General features: G+C 62.4%; 22 protein-coding genes. 11 read left to right on the plus strand and 11 right to left on the minus strand.

The genetic code is table 11. The features are described from left to right. Positions 1–47: 47 nt before the first annotated feature. On the minus strand, positions 48–1,436 hold the full coding sequence (locus tag ACX80G_RS15570; RefSeq protein ID WP_459308792.1) for an SLC13 family permease: 1,389 nt from the start codon (positions 1,434–1,436) through the stop codon (positions 48–50). Positions 1,437–1,583: 147 nt separating this feature from the next. Between ACX80G_RS15570 and ACX80G_RS15575 the strand changes: the two genes are divergently transcribed. From ACX80G_RS15575 to ACX80G_RS15615, 9 genes are all read left to right on the plus strand, one after another. Continuing rightward, positions 1,584–2,285, plus strand: a complete 702-nt coding sequence (locus tag ACX80G_RS15575) for a FadR/GntR family transcriptional regulator (RefSeq protein WP_459308794.1) — start codon at positions 1,584–1,586, stop codon at positions 2,283–2,285. A gap of 65 nt (positions 2,286–2,350) precedes the next feature. Then, entirely contained in the window at positions 2,351–2,818 is a 468-nt protein-coding gene (locus ACX80G_RS15580; protein ID WP_459308796.1) for a pyridoxamine 5'-phosphate oxidase family protein, read from the plus strand. 921 nt (positions 2,819–3,739) lie between these two features. Continuing rightward, positions 3,740–4,486: a hypothetical protein gene (locus ACX80G_RS15585; RefSeq protein WP_459308797.1), complete on the plus strand. Its 747-nt coding sequence runs from the start codon at positions 3,740–3,742 to the stop codon at positions 4,484–4,486. Next, on the plus strand, positions 4,486–4,941 hold the full coding sequence (locus ACX80G_RS15590; RefSeq protein ID WP_459308799.1) for a phage holin family protein: 456 nt from the start codon (positions 4,486–4,488) through the stop codon (positions 4,939–4,941). The genes ACX80G_RS15585 and ACX80G_RS15590 overlap by 1 nt, the downstream gene beginning before the upstream one ends. Next, on the plus strand, positions 4,938–5,594 hold the full coding sequence (locus ACX80G_RS15595; RefSeq protein ID WP_459308801.1) for a DUF3618 domain-containing protein: 657 nt from the start codon (positions 4,938–4,940) through the stop codon (positions 5,592–5,594). Before ACX80G_RS15590 ends, ACX80G_RS15595 begins: the two co-directional genes overlap by 4 nt. 52 nt (positions 5,595–5,646) lie before the next feature. Beyond that, a complete protein-coding gene (locus ACX80G_RS15600; protein ID WP_459308803.1) occupies positions 5,647–6,114 on the plus strand; it encodes a DUF4383 domain-containing protein in 468 nt (155 codons plus the stop codon). Between the two features lie 93 nt (positions 6,115–6,207). Continuing rightward, on the plus strand, positions 6,208–7,290 hold the full coding sequence (locus tag ACX80G_RS15605; RefSeq protein ID WP_459308804.1) for a fatty acid desaturase family protein: 1,083 nt from the start codon (positions 6,208–6,210) through the stop codon (positions 7,288–7,290). 36 nt (positions 7,291–7,326) lie between these two features. Further along, positions 7,327–7,782 (plus strand): MarR family winged helix-turn-helix transcriptional regulator, encoded by a 456-nt coding sequence (locus ACX80G_RS15610; RefSeq protein ID WP_459308805.1) that lies wholly within the window; start codon positions 7,327–7,329, stop codon positions 7,780–7,782. A 455-nt stretch (positions 7,783–8,237) separates the two neighbouring features. Continuing rightward, complete coding sequence (locus tag ACX80G_RS15615) at positions 8,238–9,086, plus strand: alpha/beta fold hydrolase (protein ID WP_459308807.1); 849 nt, start codon at positions 8,238–8,240, stop codon at positions 9,084–9,086. 819 nt (positions 9,087–9,905) lie between these two features. On the opposite strand, the gene nrdF is transcribed toward ACX80G_RS15615, so the two are convergent. The 4 genes from nrdF to nrdH all read right to left on the minus strand — a co-directional run bounded on the left by nrdF (position 9,906) and on the right by nrdH (position 13,948). Further along, positions 9,906–10,880 (minus strand): class 1b ribonucleoside-diphosphate reductase subunit beta, encoded by a 975-nt coding sequence (nrdF, locus tag ACX80G_RS15620; RefSeq protein WP_459308808.1) that lies wholly within the window; start codon positions 10,878–10,880, stop codon positions 9,906–9,908. Positions 10,881–10,975: 95 nt separating this feature from the next. Next, the gene (gene nrdE / locus ACX80G_RS15625; protein ID WP_459308856.1) at positions 10,976–13,075 is read right to left on the minus strand and encodes a class 1b ribonucleoside-diphosphate reductase subunit alpha; all 2,100 of its coding nucleotides are present in this window, start codon (positions 13,073–13,075) and stop codon (positions 10,976–10,978) included. A 74-nt stretch (positions 13,076–13,149) separates the two neighbouring features. Then, on the minus strand, positions 13,150–13,623 hold the full coding sequence (gene nrdI, locus ACX80G_RS15630; RefSeq protein WP_459308857.1) for a class Ib ribonucleoside-diphosphate reductase assembly flavoprotein NrdI: 474 nt from the start codon (positions 13,621–13,623) through the stop codon (positions 13,150–13,152). Positions 13,624–13,693: 70 nt separating this feature from the next. Next, positions 13,694–13,948 carry a glutaredoxin-like protein NrdH gene (nrdH, locus tag ACX80G_RS15635; protein ID WP_459308810.1) on the minus strand — a complete coding sequence of 85 codons (255 nt, stop codon included), beginning with the start codon at positions 13,946–13,948 and terminating at the stop codon, positions 13,694–13,696. Between the two features lie 809 nt (positions 13,949–14,757). On the opposite strand from nrdH, the gene ACX80G_RS15640 reads away from it, so the two are divergent. After that, a complete protein-coding gene (locus ACX80G_RS15640) occupies positions 14,758–14,895 on the plus strand; it encodes a hypothetical protein (RefSeq protein ID WP_459308811.1) in 138 nt (45 codons plus the stop codon). Positions 14,896–15,078: 183 nt separating this feature from the next. Here the strand turns inward: ACX80G_RS15640 and ACX80G_RS15645 are convergent, their stop codons facing one another. Genes ACX80G_RS15645 through ACX80G_RS15660 form a run of 4 tightly spaced genes read right to left on the minus strand, consistent with a single transcriptional unit; the run spans position 15,079 to position 19,764 of the window. Continuing rightward, positions 15,079–16,353, minus strand: a complete 1,275-nt coding sequence (locus tag ACX80G_RS15645; protein ID WP_459308813.1) for a class I SAM-dependent methyltransferase — start codon at positions 16,351–16,353, stop codon at positions 15,079–15,081. A 17-nt stretch (positions 16,354–16,370) separates the two neighbouring features. Continuing rightward, positions 16,371–17,648: a class I SAM-dependent methyltransferase gene (locus ACX80G_RS15650; protein WP_459308815.1), complete on the minus strand. Its 1,278-nt coding sequence runs from the start codon at positions 17,646–17,648 to the stop codon at positions 16,371–16,373. Next, positions 17,645–18,373: a DUF1365 domain-containing protein gene (locus tag ACX80G_RS15655; protein ID WP_459308817.1), complete on the minus strand. Its 729-nt coding sequence runs from the start codon at positions 18,371–18,373 to the stop codon at positions 17,645–17,647. Before ACX80G_RS15655 ends, ACX80G_RS15650 begins: the two co-directional genes overlap by 4 nt. Next, positions 18,370–19,764: an NAD(P)/FAD-dependent oxidoreductase gene (locus ACX80G_RS15660; RefSeq protein WP_459308819.1), complete on the minus strand. Its 1,395-nt coding sequence runs from the start codon at positions 19,762–19,764 to the stop codon at positions 18,370–18,372. Before ACX80G_RS15660 ends, ACX80G_RS15655 begins: the two co-directional genes overlap by 4 nt. A gap of 202 nt (positions 19,765–19,966) precedes the next feature. On the opposite strand from ACX80G_RS15660, the gene ACX80G_RS15665 reads away from it, so the two are divergent. Beyond that, a complete protein-coding gene (locus ACX80G_RS15665) occupies positions 19,967–20,890 on the plus strand; it encodes a LysR family transcriptional regulator (protein WP_459308821.1) in 924 nt (307 codons plus the stop codon). Here ACX80G_RS15665 and metE read toward each other — a convergent pair. Next, positions 20,887–23,202 carry a 5-methyltetrahydropteroyltriglutamate--homocysteine S-methyltransferase gene (metE, locus tag ACX80G_RS15670; protein ID WP_459308823.1) on the minus strand — a complete coding sequence of 772 codons (2,316 nt, stop codon included), beginning with the start codon at positions 23,200–23,202 and terminating at the stop codon, positions 20,887–20,889. The two genes, ACX80G_RS15665 and metE, sit on opposite strands and share 4 nt — an antisense overlap. A 30-nt stretch (positions 23,203–23,232) precedes the next feature. Next, a complete protein-coding gene (locus tag ACX80G_RS15675) occupies positions 23,233–24,150 on the minus strand; it encodes a methylenetetrahydrofolate reductase (protein WP_459308824.1) in 918 nt (305 codons plus the stop codon). Positions 24,151–24,389: the final 239 nt, after the last annotated feature.

Here is a 24,389-nt window from a genome sequence, read left to right on the forward strand (position 1 = left end):
GTGGTCTTTCCGCTCAATGGGGTTTCCGGTTGCCGGTGGTTCAGGGCTTAGAGCCAGCCCGGAACCACCAGGACCAGCCAGGCGACTAGCGGTCCGACGACGACGACGATGCCACCGTAGGCAAGGATCTGCTTGTAGAAGCGGTCCCTGTCGGTGCCTTCGGGGGCGTTCGCGAGCACGAGCGCGCCGTTGGTGGAGAACGGGGACACGTCGACCACTGTGGAGGCGATGGAGAGGGCGGCAATGACGCCGATCGCACCGATTTCACCCGATTCCAGGAACGGGATGGCCAGCGGAATCAACGCGGCGAGGATCGCTGTGGAGGAAGCGAACGCGGAGACGACTGCACCGATGTAGCAGATCAGCAGGGCCGCAAGCAGCGGCATGCCCAGGCTGGCGACGCCGTCCGAGACGTATTCGATGGTGCCGGCTTCCTGCAGGACACCAACGAAGGTCAGCATGCCGCAGATCAGGAGGACCGTTGACCAGCTGATCTTTTCGACGGCGCCCTTTTGTGACCGTGGTGAGATCAGCGCCAGGGCGACGGCGACGGTGATGGCGACGAAGCCGACGTCGACCTTGAAGCCCAGCGCCACAACGGCGAGGACGATCAGGCCGGCAATGGTGGCGTACTGCGCCAGGGCCTGCTTGCCCTCGGTGGCGACAGCGCCGTCGTCGTTGATAGTTGGGTTGGTGTTGGTCTTGCCCTTCATGGAGTCGGTACCGGAACCGGTGCCACGGAAGTCGACGTCGGCGCCCGAGGCGCGGGCACCAACACTGGCGCGCATCCGGGCGTCGGCCGCGCCTTCGACGAACTGTTCAACCCGTGCGGAGAACAGTTTCCTGCCGCCGAGAACGAGGAACAGGACAACGGCGATAAGGAAGTTGAAGATCAGGCTGGAGAGGAAGAGAGCCATGGGGCTGTAGTCGAAGCCGGTGTCGGCGACGATGCCGTTGACGATGACGCCGTAGACAGCGATGGGCGAAAAACCGCCGGCCTGTGCGCCGTGGACCACCATCATGCCCATCAGGAGGGGACTGATCTTGTGCTTCGCGGCGAAGCCGAGGGCGACGGGCGCCATGATGGCGACGGCCGCGGGGCCGAGGGCGCCGACTGCCGTGATGACACCGGTGATGATGAACATGATCCACGGGATGAGTGCCACCCGGCTACGGACCAGTTTGACGGCGCCGTTGACGAGGAGATCGATGGTGCCGTTGTTTTGAGCTATCGCGAAGAGGTAGGTGACGCCGACCAGGGTGAGGAATAGGCCACCGGGGAAGTTGGCGATGATGTCATCGGTTTCCATGCCGAGGAAGACCGCACCCAGCAGGAAAGCGCCGACGAAGGCGAGGGCGCCCATGTTGACGGGCAGCAGCGTGGCGATGAGGAACATCGCTGCCAGGATGATGATGGAGAGGAGTTGGACGGACATGGGTCTTCTTTCGCCGGTGAAAGTGTGATGTGACGCACGTTACCTGCGCACTGGACTAGACTGTTAGACACTGATCCATTTGTCAATTGTGACCTGCCCGGCCCCTACACTGGCATGACATCTCCCCGCTGACGTTGAGGACCGCTGATGAACGCACTGCCCGACCCCCGGCAGCTCGCCCGCGCACCGCGGCCCCGGCTGTACGAGCAACTGGTGGAGCAGATCCTGGTGTACATCGAGGAAGCCCAGCTGGGTCCAGGCGATCTCCTGCCGGCTGAGCGGATCCTCGCCGAACAGCTGGGGGTGTCGAGGGCCACGTTGGCTCAGGCGCTGGTGGCACTTGAGGTGCTGGGGATTATTGACGTCCAGCACGGCACCGGGGCGGTGCTGGTGTACCGGCCTTCCCTGGCGACGGTGATCAGAAAACTGCGGGAACACCAGTCCCGGCTGCCGGAGATTGCGGAAGCGCGCAGCACTCTTGAGGTGAAGCTTGCATCGCTGGCTGCCGATCGGCGGACCGAGGCGGACCTGACTGCCATCGATGCCGCGTTGGATGCGATGGCTACTGAAATTGCCGCGGGAGATCGCGGCACTCTCGGCGATGAGTTGTTCCACCAGGCGGTCACGGCTGCTGCCCACTCCCCTGTGCTGGCACAACTGATGGCGTTTATCGCCGAACTGGTACTGGAGACGCGGATTGAGTCGTTGGGTCAGCCAGGCCGGCCGGAGCAGTCGCTCAGGTCGCACCGGGTGATTGCGGAGGCGATTCGTGCCGGCGATTCGGCGGCAGCAGCGGCCGCGATGCAGTCGCACATCGATCTGGTCTCTGACGTTGCGTTGCTAAAATAACTGGGCGGTTGGGGTGGGTCTTTTGGCCCTAGGAGCCTATTCGCTGGGGCCATAGGCTCGAACCCATGACTACTGAAGCGCCCGTGCCCGAGACCGACACCCTGTCCTCCGACGAGTGCTGGGAACTTCTACGGCTGACAGCGTTTGGTCGCCTCGCCGTGTGGGCCAACGATCAGCCCGAAATCTTTCCGCTCAACTACAAGGTTGATCATGATAGGTTGGTTTTTCGGACGAGCCATGGCACCAAGCTGGCCTCTGCCTTGGGTAAGCGGGTCGCTTTGGAAATTGACGGAACCAGTGAGCATGGCGGGGTCGCCTGGAGCGTCGTCGTCAAGGGTCCTGCCAACAAGCTTGAGCGGACACCCGACGTACTCAACTCCGTCGGGCGATTGCTTGTCCCGTGGGAAGCCGGCACAAAGGACCATTTCGTCGGCATTTTTCCCGAGGTTGTCACTGGACGGCGGTTCCGGATTGCTGCACCCCTGACCTGGGGCGGCCGCCTCGACGACGCGGTGCGTGCCGGGTTGGAGTAAACCGACTCAACTGCCAACGGACTAAGCGTTCAACGGCCAGGATCGCCACGCCCAACGCGGTTGTGATCGCGAGGACCGTACCTTGGAGGCGGCGTTGAGTTCATCGACTATCAAATCCCGCCAATGCCGCGGACGAAACGCCCCCCCCATTCAGCAGACCCGGAAAGCGACGACAAAAGGGGGACGCGTGCCTGTGGGGTCTCTTCGGCCTTCTTGGTCTGGCGGGCCTGGCGGGCCTGGCGGGCCTCAAGAAGAACAAAAAGGATGACCACACTCGCATGGGCACTGCTGGTGTAGACGATTCCAGAAGTCCCGGATACTGATTGACCTGGTTCGCCGAGTCTGCAGTAGGGATTGACAGCGCATTGCTGGACGAGGGCTACCGAGTTGGGTGCGGGTGCTCCGGCGGAGTTGGCGAGAGCCCAGAATCAGCTCGGAAGACTGCAGTGAATACTGCCTGCACCCAGCGCCGCCCTCATTGTCTTGGGAGCCCAACAACGAGTATTGCGCTCAGCGGACATTTCCACGCGACGCTGACTCGACCCGAACGCAGGGTCAGACCCTCCAACCTAAACCCCATCGAATCAATAAAAAACCGGTTGAGCACACGGTCACCAGCGTGGATCTATTCATCGCCACCGCGAACACACCCAGACGACAATCGACGACATTCCAGCTCTTGCGAAGAACTGATAAGCGTGCTTATCTTTAACTGTAAAGCTAAGCATGCTGTTCTTCCGGTAGTTAGGGCCCCGGGCCCCACCGGCAAGCGCACCAGAATCTTGACAACTTGTGTGGAGTAAAGAATGGTAACGTGCCGCGAGCACCAGCCGCCTTCTCGTACACAATCCGCGTCATACCGAACGCCACACCGATAAGGCCGGGTTTTCCACACTCGGCCCCGTACCAAAGGAGAACACTATGAGTACCCAAAATTGGTCGGAAGACCCGGTCATTCCCGTACCGCCTACGGAAAGGGTCGGCACCTCAGGCAGTGCTCAGTCGTCATCGACCCAGGCGAAGGATGAAGCAAAAAATCTTGGTCAGGAGGGTACGGATGCGGCGAAGGGAGTCGCGCAGACCACTGCTTCCGAGGTGAAGAATGTTGCCTCCGAGGCAGGCACCCAGGCGAAGAACTTGCTAGGCGAATTGGGCTCGGATTTGAAGAGTCAAGCGGGAGATCAGCAGCAGAAAGTCACCGAGGGCTTGCGGGCGTTGAGTGATGAACTGCGATCCATGGCCGACAAAACTGAGGACGAAGGGCCGGCAAAGCAGTTGGTGCAGCAGGCTGCTGATCGAACGGGATCCGCTGCCGGTTGGCTTGAGGGCCGCGACCCGGGTTCGCTGCTCAATGAGGTCAAAGGTTATGCTCGGTCCCATCCGGGAACCTTCTTGGTGATGGCCGCTGGCGCCGGACTCGTGGCAGGGCGTCTGGCCCGAAATCTGGGCGGATCCGACGGTTCCGGTTCAGGCAACACTTCCGTTGGTACCCAGAGTGGGCCACCATCGCAGACGGCGATGACGCCGCCAGCTGGAACACGGATTCCGGCCCATGCCGCCCCCGCGGTACCTGATACGCAGGTACTGGATCCGGCAGATACCTATCCGACCATCGCGCCGGGAACACCACCAATCGGCGACCTTCCCGGCCGACGAGAGATTCGCTAATGAGCTACCCACCAACAAGCGGCTCATCGTACACCCCTGGGCAACCGCCCCCCAGCGAGGCTCACGAAAAGGCCGAACACGAATCCTTGGGCAGCCTCCTAGGCGAGGTCAGCCGTGACATTTCTACCCTGATGCGCCAGGAACTGGAACTCGCTAAAGCTGAGCTCCGCGAAACCGGTACCCAGGCAGGTAAGGGCGCGGGAATGCTCGGCGGCGCTGGGATAGCAGGGCACTTTGTTCTGCTTTTCCTGTCTTTGGCTCTGATGTGGGGATTGGGGGATCTGATCGGTCTCGGTTGGTCCTCGGTCATCATTGCCGTGCTGTGGGGCATTGTTGCCGCCGTTCTTGCCTCCAAAGGCAAGAAGGAACTCAAAGCCGTCCGCGGAATGCCGGACACCGCTGAGACCCTCAAAGAACTCCCTCCCACACTGAAACCAGGTGAACACACTCCATGAACAAGACACCAGAACAAATCCGCGCAGAAATCGAATTGACCCGGGCCGACCTCGGAACGAACGTCGATGCCGTGGCCGATAAAGTCAACCCCTCCAATATCGCCCAACGTCAGACAGACAAAGTCAAGGGCGCCGTCGGTAACGTAAAGGATAAAATCATGGGTTCCGCTGACAACGTCAAAACTGGAGTCATGGGATCAGCCGGAAATGCCGGAGACTCCGCAAAGTCCGCAGTCCACGACGCCGGTAACGCCGTGCACGACGCGCCCCATCAGCTCAGCGATAAAGCCAAGGGCAACCCCCTTGCCGCAGGACTGATTGCCTTCGGAGCCGGCATGCTTATCGCGTCGCTGATCCCAGCAAGCGAGAAGGAAAAGGAAGCCGCGTCAGCCCTGAAGGACAAAGCACAGCCGCTGACAAGCGAAATCACCGAGTCCGCCAAGCAGGTCATGGAAGACATGAAAGAGCCGGCCCAGGAAGCAATGGATTCCGTCAAGGAAACAGCAACTGAATCAGCTCAAACAGTCAAGGACGAAGGTACCGGCGCCGCCTCCGACCTGAAGGATAAGACACAGGACGCAAAAGACAACATCCAGTCCAGCCAAACTGCCGGCACTGAAACCAGGAGCCCCGGGACCAGCGGCCCCATCTAACGCCCGCCAGGATCCAAGGAATCCGAACACAAATTTTCTCTAGGAGGACATCATGACCGCCCATAGCAATCAGGTTAATAGCACTCGCGAGAAGACGACCATGCAGAAAGCTGCAATGACTATCGGGGCGGTGTTTCTGCTAGTCGGCATCCTTGGCTTCATCCCCGGGGTCACCAGTCAGATGGACCAAATGGACATGGCAGGACACGAGTCCGAAGCGTTTCTGCTCGGAACGTTCCAGGTTTCGATCCTGCATAACATCGTCCACTTACTGTTCGGCGTCGCGGGATTGGTCCTTGCCCGCACCTATTCGAACGCCAAAAATTACCTCCTCGTTGGAGGAGTGATTTACCTGGTGCTCTGGATCTACGGGCTAGTGATTGACCAGAACTCCGACGCTAACTTCGTTCCGTTGAACGACGCGGATAACTGGCTGCACCTATTCCTCGGTGTCGCGATGATCGGTCTGGCCCTGATCCTCAGCCGGAAGCGGGAGCACGACACCGCCAGCCGGACCTAAAGCAACGCCAAACCGTCGGGGTCCCGCTCACCACCAGGACCCCGACGGTTTCCAGCACCGACCGTGGGGGTCTCGTCCACTAAGGAACAACCAATGAGTATTGCCGCCCCTACCCGTAGTGTGCGCGTTTCGAAGCCTAACGACATTGTCGCCTCCTATTCCATCCTGCTCAAGCAGGTGCGCAAAGAGGGGCTGCTGAACCGTCGCCGCCGATACTACGTCTCGGTCTTCGCCGTGCTGGCGCTGACCATGGGCGCCGCCTGGACCGGATTCGCCCTGCTCGGTGACACCTGGTTCCAGTTGCTCATCGCCGCAGTGCTCGGCATCGTCTTTACCCAGCTAGCGTTTCTGGCCCACGAAGCGTCCCACCGGCAGATCTTCAAGACCCGCAGCGCGAACGACTGGTCCGGGCGGATCCTGGCAGCCGGCGTCGTCGGCATCAGCTACCAATGGTGGATGAACAAACACACCCGCCACCACAACGATCCCAACGTGCTGGGCAAGGACCCCGACATCGAGATCGACACCATTTCCTTCATCGAAGAAGACGCCGCGAAAGCCAAGGGCCTCCACGCCTGGATCACCCGCCGCCAGGGCTACCTCTTCTTCCCCCTACTCACCCTCGAGGGACTGAACCTGCACGCCAAATCCATCGGCACCCTGTTCCGCCCCGGAGCCGTCCAGGGCCGCTGGATTGAACTCGCGCTCCTCGCGGTCCGGTTCGGCGCCTACCTGGGCGTCCTGTTCTGGTTCCTGCCCGTCGGCATGGCGTTTGCCTTCATCGGCGTGCAGATGGCCGTGTTCGGGATCTACATGGGTGCGTCCTTCGCCCCCAACCACAAGGGCATGCCGATCATCCCGAAAAACAGCAAACTCGACTTCTTCCAGAAACAGGTCCTCACCTCACGAAACATCAAGGGCGGATCGTTCGTCAACAACGCCTTCGGCGGGCTGAACTTCCAGATTGAGCACCACCTGTTCCCGGACATGCCACGCCCGCACCTGCGCCAGGCGGCCCTGATCGTCCGCGAACACTGTGAACGCCTCAAAGTCCCCTACACCGAGGTCGGCGTCGCCGCGTCCTACGGTGCAGTGGTCTCCTACCTCAACCGGGTAGGACTCGCAGCCCGCGACCCCTTCGACTGCCCCATGGTCAACAAATACCGGCACCAATAGCCGACCGGCTATTGAGCAAATAGGAGTTTCGAAGCGATGCAGGAGCTGGACTTGGATCAATGGTCAACAAGCCGCCTTCTGCTGACCGCTACCCGGCTCGTAGAAAACGCGTGGAACAAGGAACTCGCCATCTTTGGGATAACTCACGCGGGGCTGACCGTACTGCTGGTGATTACCCTGCAAGGCGCGGGAACCCAAGCTGACATTGCCCGCCGCGTCCGGGTCCAACCACAAACCATGACCAGGATCCTGGACAATCTCGAAACCGGAGGCTTCATCTCCCACTCTCAACCTGCGGTCGAACAAAAGAGACGGCTATTCACCATCACCCCTGCAGGCAGTGACGTCATTCAGTCAACCACTGGAACCGAGCAAAACATTCTGCCGCTAGGCGCGCCCCACGACCGAAACGTACGCCACTATCTACAGCAAACAATTGTTGAGCTGACTCGACGTCACCACCGGCATTCACAGAAATATCTGTTGCCATGAAAAGTTCAACGGCAGTAGTGCCACAGGACGCGCCGCCAGACACGCCCTGACCACCGGGCGCAATCACGGCCATTAAGTGACAGTTATCGTCCGCGATCCCCCCCAAACTTCCGAAATCCACTACCACGTCCCAGGGTACGGCCGGTGCGCCTATGTCGCGGAGCATTGCATCCATAGCGGCGTCGACACGAATTCAGTTTGGCCTTTCAGACTCCGGGTGACCGACTACAGCGAACTAGTGCAGCACTGCCTTTTGTGGACGAATTCGTTCTCTGACAGGCAGATTCAGGCCTTCGTCTGGTGGGCTTCGACATTGGCGCGGCACGACGGCGTGCGGTTGCCGGAGCATGCACATATTCCCATTAGTGTTGCGAAGGTTACCGGCCAGTAGCTATCGTTTGTGCGGTGCATGCTCCCGTCCGGGGAGCTTCGATGATACGAAGAGGTTTCAGCGCATGCCCCACCGTTTTTCGACATTCCTTGCCACTCTGGCCCTGCTTGGCGGAAGCCTAGCCGGGGCGCCGCCTGCCACAGCCGATACCGAGGACATTTCCCCGCCCGGCGCGAACAACTGGTCCTGCCAGCCGAGCGCCGAACACCCGTACCCCGTCATCCTCGTGCCCGGAACGTTCGAAAGCATGCTCAAGAACTGGTCCACGCTCTCTCCGGTCCTCGCCGGGCAGGGTTACTGTGTCTTCGCCCTCAACTACGGCACCACCAACAACATCGATGCCACCGGCCCGGTAGCTGATTCTGCCGCGGAGCTTGGCTCGTTCGTCAACGCTGTGCTGGGTGCTACTGGAGCGGAGAAGGTCGATCTGGTCGGCCACAGCCAGGGGGGCATGATGCCGCGCTACTACATCGGGTTCCTCGGCGGCGCCAAGAAGGTCAACCACCTGGTCGGAATCGCTCCCTCCAACCATGGCACCGAGGGACTACTCGTGCCTGCCGATGAGGACCCGTCGCTCGCTGCGTCTGACTCCAACTCCCTCTGCCAGGCATGTTCCGATCAGCAGGCTGGTTCACCTTTCCTGACTGAGCTGAACTCGATCGGTGACACGGTGAATGGTCCGTCGTACACGGTGATCAGCACGAAGTACGACGAGGTTGTAACGCCGTACACCAGCCAGTTCCTCGACGGGCGAGCTCAGCAGGTCACCAACATCACCATTCAGGACAAATGCGCGCTGGACCTGGTCGAGCATGACCAGGCTCCCAACGATCCGGTGGTGCACCGGCTGGTGTCTCATGCTCTTGCGCAGAAGGGCCCAGCGGATCCGACGTTCCAGCCGCGCTGCCTGTAGGCGTTCCCGACCCAACGCACTCCGGCAGAGCCACAGCCGAGTCAAGGCGGCTCAACTTTGGTTCAACACTGGAGTGAGGCGGAGTAGTGTGCAAAACGCTCAATTTGGGCGCGTCGGCACCAGACCTGCTCTAGCTGGCCGACAAGCACGAGGGGACCATCAAGGCTGACGAAGGGCTGTGCAATGTCACTTTCAGGGAGGGTGACTCCTTCCGCCAAGCTCACTGCTCACTTGTTGGTCGGCTCATCCGTGGGATGTCCGAATGTGCCGGTCAGGAGAAGCAGTTCCTGGCAACCCTAAAAGGCCTCCAACCCACAGTCCGCTTGCAGGCTTCGGGCATGAGATCCGATGACGCCCCGAGGTCAGCTACCTGGGCTCAACCGCCGACCACGAGAAATTCTAGGCTGTCAAAGCCCCGCCGAGCAGCTCGCGAGTCTCCTCTCACCACCGACAGACTCCTAAACTGTTGCAACGACCGCTGAAACCTGCCGCCGTCACAACGGCTCAATTTTCCGACCGCCACCGAAACTACCCGCCATGGACCGAGTTCACCCTCTGAAGGAACAGCCCCGCCACGCCGTCGCCGAACTTTGACTGGACAGATTGGGCCGACTGCACCCTCTGATAGATACTTGGAACCTGTTGAGAACTGCACGATACAGTTGGCCAAACTACCGTAGAAGGTGGCCATTTAGGGTGGGAAATGGCCACCTTCTGTAGAATCTCGCACGCAGCTCGGATACGGGACTGAATCGATGCGCGAACCGCCACCTCGCCTCCGACCTCACAGAAAAACTCAGATCAGACATAGACAGCAGACTAGAAGTCCCAGTCGTCGTCCTCGGTGTTGACTGCCTTACCAATCACATAAGACGAGCCTGATCCGGAGAAGAAGTCGTGGTTCTCGTCGGCGTTCGGTGACAGCGCCGACAGGATCGCAGGATTCACATCGGTGACCGACGCCGGGAACATGGCTTCGTAACCGAGGTTCATCAGCGCCTTATTGGCGTTGTAGTGCAGGAATTTCTTGACGTCCTCGGCCAAGCCGACGGAGTCGTAAAGATCGTGGGTGTACTGCACTTCGTTTTCGTACAGCTCGAACAGCAGTTCGAACGTGTAGTCCTTGATCTCCTGCTTCCGCTCAGCGGTCTCCTTCTCAAGCCCCTTCTGGAACTTGTAGCCGATGTAGTAGCCGTGAACAGCTTCATCGCGGATGATCAGACGGATCAGGTCAGCCGTATTGGTCAGCTTCGCCCTGGAGGACCAGTACATCGGCAGGTAGAAGCCTGAGTAGAAGAGGAAACTCTCGAGCAGCGTCGACGCCACCTTGCGCTTCAGGGGATCGTCACCGCGGTAGTAGTTCATGACAATCTCCGCCTTGCGCTGCAGATTCTCATTCTCCGTCGACCAGCGAAACGCCTCGTCGATCTCCTTGGTGGAAGCCAGCGTGGAGAAAATCGAGGAATAGCTCTTGGCGTGCACCGACTCCATAAACGCGATGTTCGTGTACACGGCCTCTTCGTGCGGAGTGATCGCATCGGGGATCAGGCTGACAGCGCCAACGGTGCCCTGGATCGTGTCCAGCAGGGTCAGACCCGTGAAGACGCGCATGGTGAGCTGCTGCTCGTCAGGAGTCAGCGTCGCCCACGACTGCACATCATTCGACAGCGGCACCTTCTCCGGCAGCCAGAAGTTGTTGACCAGACGATTCCAGACATCCACGTCCTTGTCGTCCTGGATGCGGTTCCAGTTGATTGCCTCAACGTGGCTAAGCAGCTTGACCTTCTCGGTCATGTCATCCCCTAAATGGTGGGTTAGTTCCTAGATAAAGCGTACGACGACGGGCGAGGACCCGCCGTCGTACCCAAGCAAATATCAACCGATATCGGTTACAACATACAGCTGACGCAGCCCTCCACCTCAGTCCCTTCCAGCGCGAGCTGGCGGAGACGGATGTAGTAGATGGTTTTGATGCCCTTCTTCCAGGCGTAGATCTGGGCCTTGTTGATGTCACGCGTGGTGGCGGTGTCCTTGAAGAACAACGTCAGCGACAGGCCCTGATCCACGTGCTGTGTGGCGGCCGCGTAGGTGTCGATGACCTTCTCGAAGCCAATCTCGTACGCGTCCTGGTAGTACTCGAGGTTGTCGTTCGTCAGGTACGGCGCCGGGTAGTAAACGCGGCCCAGCTTGCCTTCCTTCCGGATCTCGATCTTCGACGCCACCGGGTGGATCGACGAGGTGGAGTTGTTGATGTAGCTGATCGAACCGGTCGGCGGCACCGCCTGCAGGTTCTGGTTGTAGATGCCGTGCTCCATCACCGAAGCCTTCAGCGCGCTCCAGTCCTTTTGGGTAGGAATGTGGATGCCCTTGAACAACTCGGCAACCTTCTCCGTCTGCGGAACCCATTCCTGGTTCGTATACTTGTCGAAGAACTCGCCGGAGGCGTACTTGGACTTCTCGAAGCCACCGAACGTTGTGCCGGTCTGAATCGCCAACCGGTTGGACGCGCGCACTGCGTGGTACACCACCGAATAGAAGTAAATGTTGGTGAAGTCCAGGCCCTCTTCGGACCCGTAGTGGACCCGCTCACGAGCCAGGTAACCGTGCAGGTTCATCTGGCCGAGACCGATGGCGTGGCTCTGGTCATTGCCGCGGGCGATCGATGGTACTGAAACGATGTTGGACATGTCCGACACCGCCGACAACGACCGGATAGCCGTCTCGATGGTCAAACCGAAGTCCGGCGAATCCATGGTCTTCGCAATGTTCAGCGAACCCAGGTTGCAGGAGATGTCCTTGCCGGTCTCGTCGTAGGACAGATCATCGTGGTACGTCGTGGGCTGCGAGACCTGGAGGATCTCGGAGCACAGGTTGGACATGATGATCTTGCCGTCGATCGGGTTGGCCCGGTTCACCGTGTCCTCGAACATGATGTACGGGTAGCCGGACTCGAACTGGATCTCCGCAAGAGTCTGGAAGAAGTCGCGGGCCTTGATCTTGGTCTTCTTGATCCGGGCGTCGTCAACCATTTCGTAGTACTTCTCGGTGACCGAGACGTCGGAGAACGGCATGCCGTACACCTTTTCGACGTCGTAGGGCGAGAACAGGTACATGTCCTCGTCCTTCTTCGCCAGTTCGAAGGTGATGTCAGGGATCACTACGCCGAGTGAGAGGGTCTTGATCCGGATCTTCTCGTCAGCGTTCTCACGCTTAGTGTCGAGGAAGCGGTAGATGTCCGGGTGGTGCGCGTGCAGGTACACGGCTCCCGCACCCTGGCGGGCTCCCAGCTGGTTGGCGTAGGAGAAGCTGTCCTCAAGAAGCTTCATCACGGGGATAACACCCGAGGACTGGTTCTCGATCTGCTTGATCGGCGCACCGACCTCGCGGATGTTGGTCAGCGCGAAGGCCACACCGCCGCCCCGCTTGGAGAGCTGCAGCGCCGAGTTGATGGACCGGCCAATGGACTCCATGTTGTCTTCGATGCGAAGCAGGAAGCAGGAGACCAGCTCACCGCGCTGGCGCTTGCCGGCGTTGAGGAAGGTGGGGGTGGCCGGCTGGAAACGACCCTCAATGATCTCGTCGACCATCTGCAGCGCCAACTGCTGGTCGCCGCGGGCCAGGTGGAGTGCCACCATGCAGACGCGGTCCTCATAGCGCTCCAGGAAACGCTTGCCGTCGAACGTCTTCAGCGTGTAGGAGGTGTAGAACTTGAAGGCGCCAAGGAACGTCTCGAAGCGGAACTTCTTTGTGTACGCGCGCTTGTAGAGGTCGCGGATGAAGTTCATTGAGTACTGGTCGAGGGTTTCCCGCTCGTAGTACTCGTTCTTCACGAGGTAGTCGAGCTTCTCCTCGAGGTCGTGGAAGAACACCGTGTTGTTGTTGACGTGCTGCAGGAAGTACTGGTGTGCAGCCTCGCGATCGGCCTCAAACTGGATCTCTCCGTTGGGACCGTAGAGGTTCAGCATGGCGTTGAGCTCGTGATAGCCCATGCCGTGGAACCGCTCAAGCTGAGGTGCGGCGGTGCCGCCTGCTCCCGTGGTCTCTGTCTCTGTCTCTGCAACAGTCATATCCAAAACGCTTCCAATCCTTGGGCTACGCGGTCAACGTCCTCGGACGTTCCCATCAGTTCAAATCTGTATAGAACGGGTACCCCACATTTGGCGGCGATGATGTCCGCCGCCAGGCAGTAGGTTTCCCCGAAGTTGGTGTTCCCGGCGCCGACGACGCCCCGGATCAATGATCTGTTTCCCTCGTCGTTGAGGAACTTGATCACCTGTTTAGGTACTGCACCCCGTCCGGAGACGCCTCCATAAGTGGGGAGGACCAGCACAAACGGCCGTAGTGCTTTGAGCGTCGGATTCCGTGTCAGCAGCGGCATTCGCGCAGACTCCACATCCATTGCTGCGTCCAGCTTCTGCACGAACCGGTGGGTGTTATCCGAGGACGACGAGAAATAGATCAGCCGGGCATTGGTCACTCCGCCCGGTTCGCCAGGAACCGGTGCGGTTGGTGAGGTGTCCACTGCTGCGAGGGTCATGTCCGGGTGGATGCTTCCCGACGACGGCTCGCTGGCCATCTGGTCGAGGAGAGATCCGTTTCCTCTCAGATCAGGCGACCGAGCTGACCGATGCATGGCTCAGTTCGGCCAGTTCGTTGATCTTGTCTGGGCGGAACCCCGACCAGTGGTCCTGTTCGGTGATGACAACTGGGGCCTGCATGTAGCCCAGCGCACGGACCCGATCCAAAGCAGCTGGATCCTGTGAGATATCCACACTTTGGTAGGTGATGCCCTTCTTGTCCAAGGCCCGGTAGGTGGCGTTGCACTGTACGCATGCTGGCTTGGTGTAAACCGTGACGGTCATAGTCCCTCTTCCCTTGTAATTCTTAGCTTGTAATCGACGCATATTCAGGAATTGGAGGGCTTCAAAAAGCGGGCTGTCCGGTGGTGTTCCGGGCTGCTCCGCCTATGCCTACCTTGCCAGCGGTTCGATATATAAATACTACATCTAGTGCAAACCGATGGATGCGACCCCAAGATGATGTATTACAAGTATGTCATTCATCGGTGAGTTAGTCCACAGATAATCCACAAGCGAACCCCTCGAAAACGCGCGGAAACCGGCCAATCCGTGCGCGTCATCCACACCCCTGTGGAGTACTTGCACACAGGAAAAATACCTCTGTGTCGCGTGTCATCGGCGTGTCGCGGTTCCGTGGGCTAAGTGTCGGTCACCCGCAGTGCTTGGTGGCGAATGCCCATAGCCGCGAGCCGACGCCAATGAGGAAGTCGGTCGCCGCAGGTGGGGCGGGGCCGCCGTGGCCACTGGGCCACCGTCGTCGTTCCCTCGCCCCCCACCGCCACCGGCCAACGCAGCCATCGGCACCCTCGGCACCCTTGCCCCCGCCGTCACCGAACAACTGCGCAGTACTGGCGAATGGGACCGCCCACAGACAAAACTAAAGCGCAGCTCTGGTGGGTGCGACCGCCCCGCACCCACCAGAGCTGCGCAAAAGATTGGAGGGAGCCCAAAACGGCGACGCCGCACCCACCACACCTGCACACATGAGGCAGACACCAGAGCGATCAGCCCCACGGATCAACCGGAGCTCGCCGGATAGCTGAGCCGACGCCAATGAGGAAGTCGGTCGCCGCAGGTGGGGCGGGGCCGCCATGGCCGCTGGGCCGCCCTCGTCGTTCCAACGCCGTCGCCACCGGCCAACGCCGTCACAGCCACCGGCCAACGCCGTGGCCGCCATCGGCACCCTCCCCACCGCCGTCACCGAACAACTTCGCAGTACTGGCGAGTGAGACCACCCACAGACAAAACAAAAGCGCAGCCCTGGCGGGTGCGACCGCCGCGCACCCACCAGACCTGCGCAAGACATTCAAACCCCGCAGAAATGCCTCGCCCACGGGACCGGGAGCCGGAGAGTCCGAGCCAGGGATTCCCAGCCCAAGGGACCGAGCCCACGAACGCGAGCCCGAAGAAACCTAGCCGAGCGGCTTCTGGGACAGAATCTGGTCCACTCCCATGCGCCCGTCGCGGAAGGTCATCATCGCGCCGACCAGGTAGAGGCGCCAGACGCGGGCCACTTCCTCGCCCATCATGTCGACTGCCTTGTCCCAGTTGGCGTCAAAGCGGTCATGCCAGCCATCGATGGTGCGAACGTAGTGCTCCCGCATTGCCTCGACGCCGAGAATTTCGAAGCCGGCGTTCTCGATCAGGTTGACCGTGTCTCCCACCGCCCGCATATGCATGTCGGGGGCGATGAAGGATTCGATGAACGGTCCGCCACCCGGATGCTTCCCATGCCGCGACATTTGCTGAATCAGCACCTTGCCGCCCGGCCGCACATTACGGAACAGGGTGGAGGTGTAGGTACCGTAGTTCTCTTCCCCGACATGCTCCCCCATTTCCAGGGAGGCGACGGCGTCGTACGGTCCATCGCGGACATCGCGGTAGTCCTGCAACCGGATTTCCACCCGGTCCTGCAGCCCACGCTCTGTGATGCGCTCGTCAATAAATGCCTTCTGCTCCCTGGAGATGGTCACGCCGGTGACCTTCGCCCCGAAGTGCTCGGCAGCGAACAGGCTTAGCGAGCCCCACCCACAGCCGACATCGAGGAACCGCTGGCCGGGCATCGTGTCCAGGCCGATCTTGCGGCAGACCTGGTCCAGCTTGTCCCGCTGGGCGTCCTCCAGGCTGTAGTCCTGATCGTCGGACAGCCAGTAGCCGCAGGAGTACGCCATGTGGTCGTCGAGGATCAACTGGTAGAACGCGTTGGACAGGTCGTAGTGGTGACTGATTGCCTCACGGTCGCGAAGCAGGCTATGCAGCCTGCCCTTGATTTTTGCCTGCGACGCCGGTGCGGGCAGCGGCGTCCCAAAAACCCCCAGCTCGCGGGCCAGCTTGGTCAGCTGCAGTACGAGGGTGGGGGTGAGCTTGGGCATCGTCAGACCCCGCATCGCCACAACGCTCCACACATGGGTCAGCGCAGCCTCGAGCGAGCCGGGCACGTCGATCTCGCCGGTGACATACGCCTGCGATGCGCCCAACTCCCCCGGGCTCCAGAGCAGCCGACGCAGCGCGTTGGCGCTGTTGATCTGCACCTCGGGCTGATCAGACGGCCCGGCCGTGCTGCCGTCCCAGGCGCGCAGGTGAACGGGCAGTTCGCCGCCCACGATGGGTTCGAGGATGCGCGCCAGCTTGCCGGCAATACCCCTATCGATGCTGGCGGCCTGGAGTGTGGATTCTGGGTGCGTCAAAGGAATGCTCCTGATGGTTACGGCCGGCGGTCAAAGATGAGCTGCTGCACATCGAGGTACCCGGACTGGAAGCCGGCCCTCGAATAGCACAGGTAGAACTGCCACATCCGCTGGAAGACCTGGTCGAAGCCCAGCGCCGACACATCGTCGGTGTGGGCGAGGAAACGTTCCTCCCACAGGCGCAAAGTCTGCGCGTAGTGGTCACCCATCGACAGCCGCTCCCGGACCCGCAGGCTGGTGTAGCGGTCGGTGATGTCCTCGATCGCCCGCACCGAAGGGATGAACCCGCCCGGGAAAATGTACTTGTGGATCCAGGTGTAGGACCGGCGGGTCACCATCATCCGCTCGTGGGGCATGGTGATCGCCTGGATGGCCACCCGACCGTCGGGCGCCAGTAGCCGGTCAATGGTCTGGAAGTACACCCCCCAGTACTCGTAGCCGACGGCCTCGATCATTTCCACCGACACAATGGCATCGAACTGGCCCTCGACGGCGCGGTAATCCTTCAGCTCGACGGTGATCTGATCCGACAAACCAGCCTCGGCGATGCGCCGCTCGGCCAGCTCCTTCTGCTCACTCGACAGGGTGACCGACACCACCGTGGCGCCACGACGTGCCGCACGAATCGCGAGTTCGCCCCAGCCGGTGCCGATCTCAAGCACCCGGGTGCCCACGCCGACGTCGGCCTGATCCAGCAGGCGGTCAACCTTGCGCTGCTGGGCTTCGGGAAGCTCATCCCACCGGGCATCGAGCAACTGCGGCCCGTTGGCGTCGAACAGCGCGCTGGAGTAGGACATGGTGTCGTCGAGGAACAGTTTGAACAGATCATTTGAGAGGTCGTAGTGCCGGGCGATGTTGGACCGGGTGTTGACCTTGGTGTTGCGCTCCTTGCGGGGCGGCTTGGGCAGGTACAGCCCACGGAGCTTCTGCAACGGCACCGGCACCAGGTGGGCCGCCTGCGCGGCGAACACCTGCATCACGTCGGTGAGGTCCGACGCCGTCCAGTCCTGCGCCATGTAGGCCTCACCGAGACCGATCAGCCCGTTGTCACCGAGCCGGGCGAAAAAGTCGACGGGCCGGTGAATCCGCATTTCGGGGCGGGGTCCGCCGCCGGGTGCGCCGAGGACTGTGCCGTCGTCGTACACCACCCGCAACTGCAGGCGATTGACCGCCGCCGCGAAGATCTTCTCCGCGAGGGCAGCAGCGACCTTGTTCCTCGGGCCCGACGGTACGTTGGCGATACCGGGCCAATACTCCGGATCTACGTCTTCCTCGGAACGGACAAGGGTACTCATCGAACTGCCTCCTGTGATTCATGGTGCGGACGGGTGCGGACTGGCAAGCGACGCATCCAGAGTTTAACTCCCTGCCACCGGATCTGCGCAGCCGCGCGGAGTGGTGCAACAGGGATAGCGGTGATCATGCGGACAACATTGCGGGTGGTCGCTGGCAGCCGCTGCTGCGCCGCCATCGTTGCAATGAAAGGGGACTGGTCCTCCCGGTGGAGGGTGATAGCGATCTTGAGGCGCTCGTCAGGCTCCGGGACGCGCATCTCATAATTTCCCGAGACGTCGTTAAACGGCGACACATAGAACGCCTTTTCCGTCTCCGCCCGGCCCGACTGATCGGGGTCCAGCAGGTAGCAGTGCCGTTCCCCGTAAGTGTTGTGCACCTCGGCGACGACGGCGGCCAGCGATCCGTCGACGCGGTGGCACCAGAACAGGCTGAGCGGGTTGAACACGTGACCGAGCACCCGCCCGCTGGCCAGCATGGTCACCCGGCCGCCGTCGTCGTCGATCCCCTGGGCCGCAAGATAGGCGGCGACGTTGGCACGGATGGAGCGCTCCGGATCGCCCAGGTGGTCGGCCGCGGCGAACACGGCGAACGGTCTGAGCAGCCGTGGGAGCTGCGGCAGGTCATCGAGGTCAACGAACCAGCTGTAGCTGCGGTAGGTGAACTCGTTACGCAGTGGCGTCCGGCGCACATGCCGGATGGTCGTGGGGTACAGGGCAGCGGTCATGATGGGGCATCCACCAGCGCTGCGTCGAGGGGCTCGGCGTCCCAGGAGCCGCCCAACCGCTCCGCCGCGCGCAGTCCGGACAGCGCCCCATCCTCGTGGAACCCCCAGCCGTGATAGGCCCCCGCGAACGCAATACGGTCGTCGCTGAGCCCGGCGAGACGACGCTGCGCGGCGAGCGACGACGGCGTGTACTGAGGGTGCTCGTAGGTCATGGTGCGCAGCACAGCCGACGGCGCAACCTCGTCGCCCTCGCCGAGGCTCACCAGGAAGCGGTGGTCGGTGCGCCCTTCGAGCCGCTGCAGCCGGGTGAGGTCGTAGGTCACCAGCACCCGGTCGGGGCTCGCCTCACAGGACGGCAACCGGTAATTCCAGGAGGATCGTGCGGCGTCGGCGCGCGGCAACACCGATTCGTCGGTGTGGAACAGGGTGTGGTTGATGGAGTACGGCATGTCACCGAGCACCGCGGCCTCCAACGGCCCGGCGTCGCCCAGCATGGCGAGCGCCTGGTGCGGGTGGGTGGCGATGACGGCCGCGTCGTAGGTCTCTGACGCTCCATCAACGGTGACGACGACGCCGTCACCCACCTTGAGCACCTGGGTCACTGGTGCGCCGAGCCTCACGTCGTCGAGGTGTTCAAGCACCCGGCTGACGTACTCCCCCGAACCACCGGTGACGGTGCGCCACTGCGGTGAGCCCTTGATGGTGAGCATCCCGTGGTGGGACATGAACGTGAAGAGGTACCGCGCCGGGTAGGTCAACGCCGTCGCCGGGTCGCAGGACCAGACGGCGGACACCACCGGGGTCATGAAGTGAGAGATGAAGTACTGGCTGAACTGGCCCTTGGCGAGGAACTCCCCCAGGGTCATGCCGTCGCCGGCGGTCGTAGCCTCGGCCGCGCCGTCGTACCCGCCGGTTTCCTTGAGCAGGGCCCGGGCATCACGCTGGAAGCGGAGTACCTCGAGCAGCATCCTGAGGTACCTCCCGCGCCGGAGCACCCCCGGCTGGGCGAAGACCCCGCGCCACCCCTTGGCGCCCGCATATTCGAGGCCGCAGCCGTCGCACCGCACGGACATGGTCATGTCCGAGTCCTGGGTGGGGACACCCAATTCGCCGAAGAGCCGCAGCAGTGTTGGGTACGTCTTGTCATTGTGGACAATGAACCCGGTGTCCACTCCCGACGTGGTGCCGTCGGCCATGGGCATCTGGTGGGTGTGGGCGTGGCCGCCCGCGCGGTGGTCGGCCTCGTACAACGTGACCGCATGGTGACGGCTCAGCACGTAGGCTGCTGTCAGCCCGGCAACACCACTGCCGACGACGGCGACCCGGCGCCGGGGAAGGGTCTCGCCCCAACCGGCCACCAGTGGGTCAGTGTCATGCTGCTGCTCGGTCATCTGCGCTCCTCCGCGTGGGTTGAGTGACACCGCCGCCCGAACCGATCTGACCGGGCTAACTCGTCACCACAGGCCTCCCAGAAGGAAAACGCCTGTTGTAAATATAGTTTGGTAAGAGTTCGGAGACGGACGATTCCCGGATTGGTGCAACGGATCGGGCCAAAAGGCATGATTGAGGCTTCAACTGACGAAAGGATTGCCGGTGGTCAACCCAGTACATTTGCGCACCCTCCTCGAGGTGATCCGTCTGGGCTCCTTCACTGCGGCGGCGTCCCGGCTGGGTTACACGGCGTCGGCGGTGTCACAACAGATGTCGGCGCTGGAGCGGGATACCGGAGCCACCCTCTTCGAGAGGTCGGCACGCAGCGCTGTACCCACCGAGGCGGCAGTCGTCATGTCACGTCATGCGGCGAAGGTGCTCACCGACATCGACGCGTTGCTGGCGTCCACGGCGCGGGCCGAGGCCGAGTCCACCCAGGAGCTGCGGCTGGGAATTTTTCCGAGCCTGGCGACCTATGCCCTTCCCCGGTTGCTCGGCACCCCCGAATGGCGGCGGCTGGGGATCAGCCTGAAGGTGTATGTGGCGGAACCCGGCCAGACCATCCAGGGGCTGCGGACCGGCGGTGAACTGGATTTGGCCCTGGTGTTCCAGGTCGGCCAGGGCGGTCTCGCCTGGCCGTCATCGGTCAGCCGTCAGTGGATTGGGGACGACAATTTCCGGGTGGTACTCCCGGCCGCGTGGGGGATCCGGCCGGGAGCCGCGGTCAGCGCCGACCAGCTCTCCGACATGCCGTGGATCATGCACCACCCGGGGACCTCCGATGCCACAGTGATCGAACGCCTGTTCGCCAGCTGCAACCTGCATCCCCGGGTGGTGGCGTACTGCGACGACTTCCATGCCAGCCTCGCCATGGCCGCTGCCGGGTTGGGTGCCGCCCTGGTCCCCGACCTGGCCATGACTCACGGCCCGGCCGGGGTGGTGGCACTCGACGTGCCCGAGATTCGCCTGGCGCGTAGCATCTTCGCCCTTCAGATCAACGACAAGCAAACCACCAGGGTGCAGCTCTTCATGGACCAGCTGGCTGGGATCCTCAAGGCGCAGAGCATCGAACCGATCCGCCGTTAGAGCTGTGCCCGCACCCGGGCGGCGGCATTCACCAGATTGCGCAGCGACTCGGTAGTCTCCGCGTAGCCGCGGGTCTTCAGCCCACAGTCGGGGTTCACCCACACCTGCCGGGCCGGAACGTGCCGGACCGCCTTCTGCACCAATTCGGCCACCTCGTGCTCAGTAGGGATCCGGGGCGAATGGATGTCGTATACCCCGGGGCCCACTCCCCGGCCGAAGCCCTGCGCCTGAAGATCAGTGACCACTTCCATCCGCGAGCGCGCCGCTTCAATCGACGTGACATCGGCGTCCAGTCCATCGATGGCGTCGATGACGGCACCAAATTCCGAGTAGCACAGGTGGGTATGAATCTGGGTTGCTGGTGCGGCGCCCGACGTCGCCAGCCGGAAAGAGTTCACCGACCAGGCCAGGTAGTCGGGTTGCAACGCCTTGCGTAGCGGCAGCAGCTCGCGCAAGGCCGGTTCATCGACCTGGATGATGCGAATCCCTGCGCTCTCCAGATCGGCCACCTCATCGCGGAGTGCGAGCGCCACCTGGTTGGCGGTCTCCCCCAGCGGCTGGTCGTCCCTGACGAAGGACCAGGCCAGGATGGTGACCGGTCCGGTGAGCATCCCTTTGACCGGCTTCCCGGTGAGGGATTGAGCGTAGTCGGCCCACTGCACGGTGATGGCCTGCGGACGGCTGACGTCCCCCCACAGGATCGACGGCCGCGTGCACCGCGACCCGTAGGACTGCACCCACCCGTGCACGGTCACCTCGAACCCGTCGAGGTTTTCGGCGAAGTACTGCACCATGTCGTTGCGTTCCGGCTCGCCATGCACCAGGACGTCGAACCCGAGCTCCTCCTGCAGTGCAATGACCCGCGCGATTTCCTCGCGCATCAACAGCCTGTACTGCGCGGCTGTCAGGTCCCCCCGGTGGAAGCGGGCGCGGGCTGACCGTACCTCGGCGGTCTGGGGAAACGACCCGATGGTAGTGGTGGGAAGCACCGGCAGCCGTAGGGCGGTCTCCTGCGCCGCGACCCGTTCCTGATAGGTGGCGCGGGTGAAGTCCGACGGCGTCAGCGCACCCAGGCGATCCCGTACCTCGGGGCGGTGCACTCCCGTGGCCCCGGCCCGGGATGTCAGGATCGCCGAAGCGGTCGAGACCTCCGCGTCGATCAATCCGGCGGGTGACCCGTCGACCAACCGGGACAGGGTGACCACCTCGGCCACCTTCTGGTCGGCGAAGGCCAGCCAGGACCGCAGCTCGGGGTCCAGCTGCGGTTCGTCGTCGACGTCGTGCGGCACGTGCTGCAGCGACGTCGACGTTGCCACGCTCACCCGCGCCGTCATCCCGCTGAGGGCGGCGAGCGTACCGGCGGCGGCGGCCAGATCCGTCTTCCAGATGTTGTGCCCGTCCACCACTCCCGCCACCAGAGTGGTGGTACCCAGGCCAGCAAGGTCAGCTGCGGCGGGAAGTTCCCCCTTGAAAAGGTCCAGATGCAGGGCGTCCAGGCCGGTGGCGACCAGTACCGGCAGCAAAGGCCCGGGTGAGCCGTACTGCGTGGTGACCAGCACCGCGGGCCGCTCGGTGACCGCCGTGATGAACCGGTAGGCGCTGTCCACTGCTCTGGCCACATCGGCGACGGAGACCGTCTGGTCCACCACGAGGGCCGGCTCTTCAAGCTGTACCCACTCCGCTCCGGCGGCTGACAGCTGGCCTAGGAGCTCAGCGTAGAGCGGCAGCAGGTCATCGAGGCGGCTCAGCGGGTTGAACCCGGTCGGCGCCTCATCGGCTGCTTTGCTCAGCAGCAGGAAGGTAACCGGGCCGATCAGGGTCGGACGAACCGTGATCCCCTGAGCTGCGGCTTCGGTCACCTGCCGGAGCGTCCAGTCGTTGGCGAGCATGAACGGCGTGTCCGGGCCGATCTCGGGAACCAGGTAGTGGTAGTTGGTGTCAAACCACTTGGTCATCTCCAGGGGCTGCCGCCCGGTGTCGCCGCGGGCCAGGGTGAAGTAGGCGTCCAGCCCCAGCCGGCCGCTATCGTCGGACAGGTCCTGGAACCGGGCTGGCACCGCGCCGAAGGTGACAGCGGTGTCGAGCACCTGGTCGTAAAGGGAAAACGAGGCTGGGATCGCTGAGGTGGCCTTGCCCAGGCCGAGCGCGGCGAGCCGGGTGTAGCTGGCCAGGCGGAGCTCGCGGGTGATGCGCTCAAGATCCGCGGCGGTGCTCGTGCCGGCCCAGTAGGACTCAACGGCCTTCTTCAGTTCGCGGCGTGGGCCAATGCGGGGGTAGCCGATAATGGTGGCTGCGGGGAATTCACTGCTCATGGTGGTGGGTCCTTCGAAAGGGGGAATGGATCAGGCGGATTGGCTGAGGCCGACCGCTGGCGGACGGCTGAGCTCCAGCCGATCCAGGACGTCCAGTGCTGCCGCGTGTTCGTTGAAGGTGTAGATGTGGATGCCCGGGGCGCCGTCGTCCAGCGCCGCGTGTGCCAGGTTGACGGTGGCCCGCACACCGATGCGCCGGCGGCCGGCGTCGTCGTCGGCGTTCCTGAGGCGATCCACCAGCGACGCGTCGATCTCGACGCCGGCGAGCTCGCTCAGGCGCTCCAGTCGGCGCACACTGGTGAACGGGATGACGCCGGGGATGATGGGAATTTCCACTCCAGCCCGGCGCGCGGTCCGCAGGAGCCTGCTGTACTGCTCGGGAGCGAAGTAGACCTGGGTGATGGCGAAGTCGGCGCCGGCCGCCTGCTTGGCGAGGAGCACCTCAATGTCATGCTCAAGGCTCGGCGACTCAGGATGCTTGGTGGAATACGCTGCCACTCCCACCGCCACCTTCCCCGCGCATAGCTGTGCTGTCCTGAGCCGTTCAACTTGCCGGATCAGCTCCACCAGTTCGTTGGCGTACTGCAGTTCGCCCTCTGGAAGCGTGCTGTCGCGGGGTTGATCCCCCCGGAGGGCGAGGATGCCCCGCACACCGCTGGAGATCAGCTCGTCGACCAATTCCATCAGGTAGGTCCGCGAATTTCCGACGCAGGTCAGGTGGGCGAGGGGCTTGAGGGAGGTCTCGTCGAGGAGTCGTTTGAGGAGGCCGACGGCGGTGTCGCGGTTCGACCCTGAGGCACCGTAGGTGACCGACACGAAGTCGGGGCGGGTGTCCTCGAGTGCGCGAATGGTCCGCCACAGGCCGTTTTCCGCCTGGGCGGATTGGGGCGGGAAGAGTTCGTAGGACAGCGCCGGGTAGCTGGGTGGGGGCGGGAGAGGCAAAGACATTTGTGTCCAGTCGTTAGGTCACCATCGGGGCGTGATCGCTCCGTTGGGTGAGATAAACAGAAGGAACGCAGCTCCGAGTCCCGGCACAGCGCGGCCGGGCCGCTCTGGAACTCCTGCGAACAAATGTCAGGCCCACATGGGGGCACCCACACTCTCCGCTGGAGAGTCGCTGACCCGTTACTGAAGTAACTTGATGGCTACGCTACGCTGTCCATTCCGCACCATCAAGTATCTTTCCC

Source organism: Arthrobacter glycogeni, from assembly GCF_054510815.1.

Bases quoted from the DNA above. Each gene is read 5' to 3' on its own strand.
- ACX80G_RS15570 (WP_459308792.1), bottom strand. From the start codon at position 1,436: ATGTCCGTCCAACTCCTCTCCATCATCATCCTGGCAGCGATGTTCCTC.
- ACX80G_RS15575 (WP_459308794.1), top strand. From the start codon at position 1,584: ATGAACGCACTGCCCGACCCCCGGCAGCTCGCCCGCGCACCGCGGCCC.
- ACX80G_RS15580 (WP_459308796.1), top strand. From the start codon at position 2,351: ATGACTACTGAAGCGCCCGTGCCCGAGACCGACACCCTGTCCTCCGAC.
- ACX80G_RS15585 (WP_459308797.1), top strand. From the start codon at position 3,740: ATGAGTACCCAAAATTGGTCGGAAGACCCGGTCATTCCCGTACCGCCT.
- ACX80G_RS15590 (WP_459308799.1), top strand. From the start codon at position 4,486: ATGAGCTACCCACCAACAAGCGGCTCATCGTACACCCCTGGGCAACCG.
- ACX80G_RS15595 (WP_459308801.1), top strand. From the start codon at position 4,938: ATGAACAAGACACCAGAACAAATCCGCGCAGAAATCGAATTGACCCGG.
- ACX80G_RS15600 (WP_459308803.1), top strand. From the start codon at position 5,647: ATGACCGCCCATAGCAATCAGGTTAATAGCACTCGCGAGAAGACGACC.
- ACX80G_RS15605 (WP_459308804.1), top strand. From the start codon at position 6,208: ATGAGTATTGCCGCCCCTACCCGTAGTGTGCGCGTTTCGAAGCCTAAC.
- ACX80G_RS15610 (WP_459308805.1), top strand. From the start codon at position 7,327: ATGCAGGAGCTGGACTTGGATCAATGGTCAACAAGCCGCCTTCTGCTG.
- ACX80G_RS15615 (WP_459308807.1), top strand. From the start codon at position 8,238: ATGCCCCACCGTTTTTCGACATTCCTTGCCACTCTGGCCCTGCTTGGC.
- nrdF (WP_459308808.1), bottom strand. From the start codon at position 10,880: ATGACCGAGAAGGTCAAGCTGCTTAGCCACGTTGAGGCAATCAACTGG.
- nrdE (WP_459308856.1), bottom strand. From the start codon at position 13,075: ATGGGCTATCACGAGCTCAACGCCATGCTGAACCTCTACGGTCCCAAC.
- nrdI (WP_459308857.1), bottom strand. From the start codon at position 13,623: ATGACCCTCGCAGCAGTGGACACCTCACCAACCGCACCGGTTCCTGGC.
- nrdH (WP_459308810.1), bottom strand. From the start codon at position 13,948: ATGACCGTCACGGTTTACACCAAGCCAGCATGCGTACAGTGCAACGCC.
- ACX80G_RS15640 (WP_459308811.1), top strand. From the start codon at position 14,758: ATGGCCGCTGGGCCGCCCTCGTCGTTCCAACGCCGTCGCCACCGGCCA.
- ACX80G_RS15650 (WP_459308815.1), bottom strand. From the start codon at position 17,648: ATGAGTACCCTTGTCCGTTCCGAGGAAGACGTAGATCCGGAGTATTGG.
- ACX80G_RS15655 (WP_459308817.1), bottom strand. From the start codon at position 18,373: ATGACCGCTGCCCTGTACCCCACGACCATCCGGCATGTGCGCCGGACG.
- ACX80G_RS15660 (WP_459308819.1), bottom strand. From the start codon at position 19,764: ATGACCGAGCAGCAGCATGACACTGACCCACTGGTGGCCGGTTGGGGC.
- metE (WP_459308823.1), bottom strand. From the start codon at position 23,202: ATGAGCAGTGAATTCCCCGCAGCCACCATTATCGGCTACCCCCGCATT.
- ACX80G_RS15675 (WP_459308824.1), bottom strand. From the start codon at position 24,150: ATGTCTTTGCCTCTCCCGCCCCCACCCAGCTACCCGGCGCTGTCCTAC.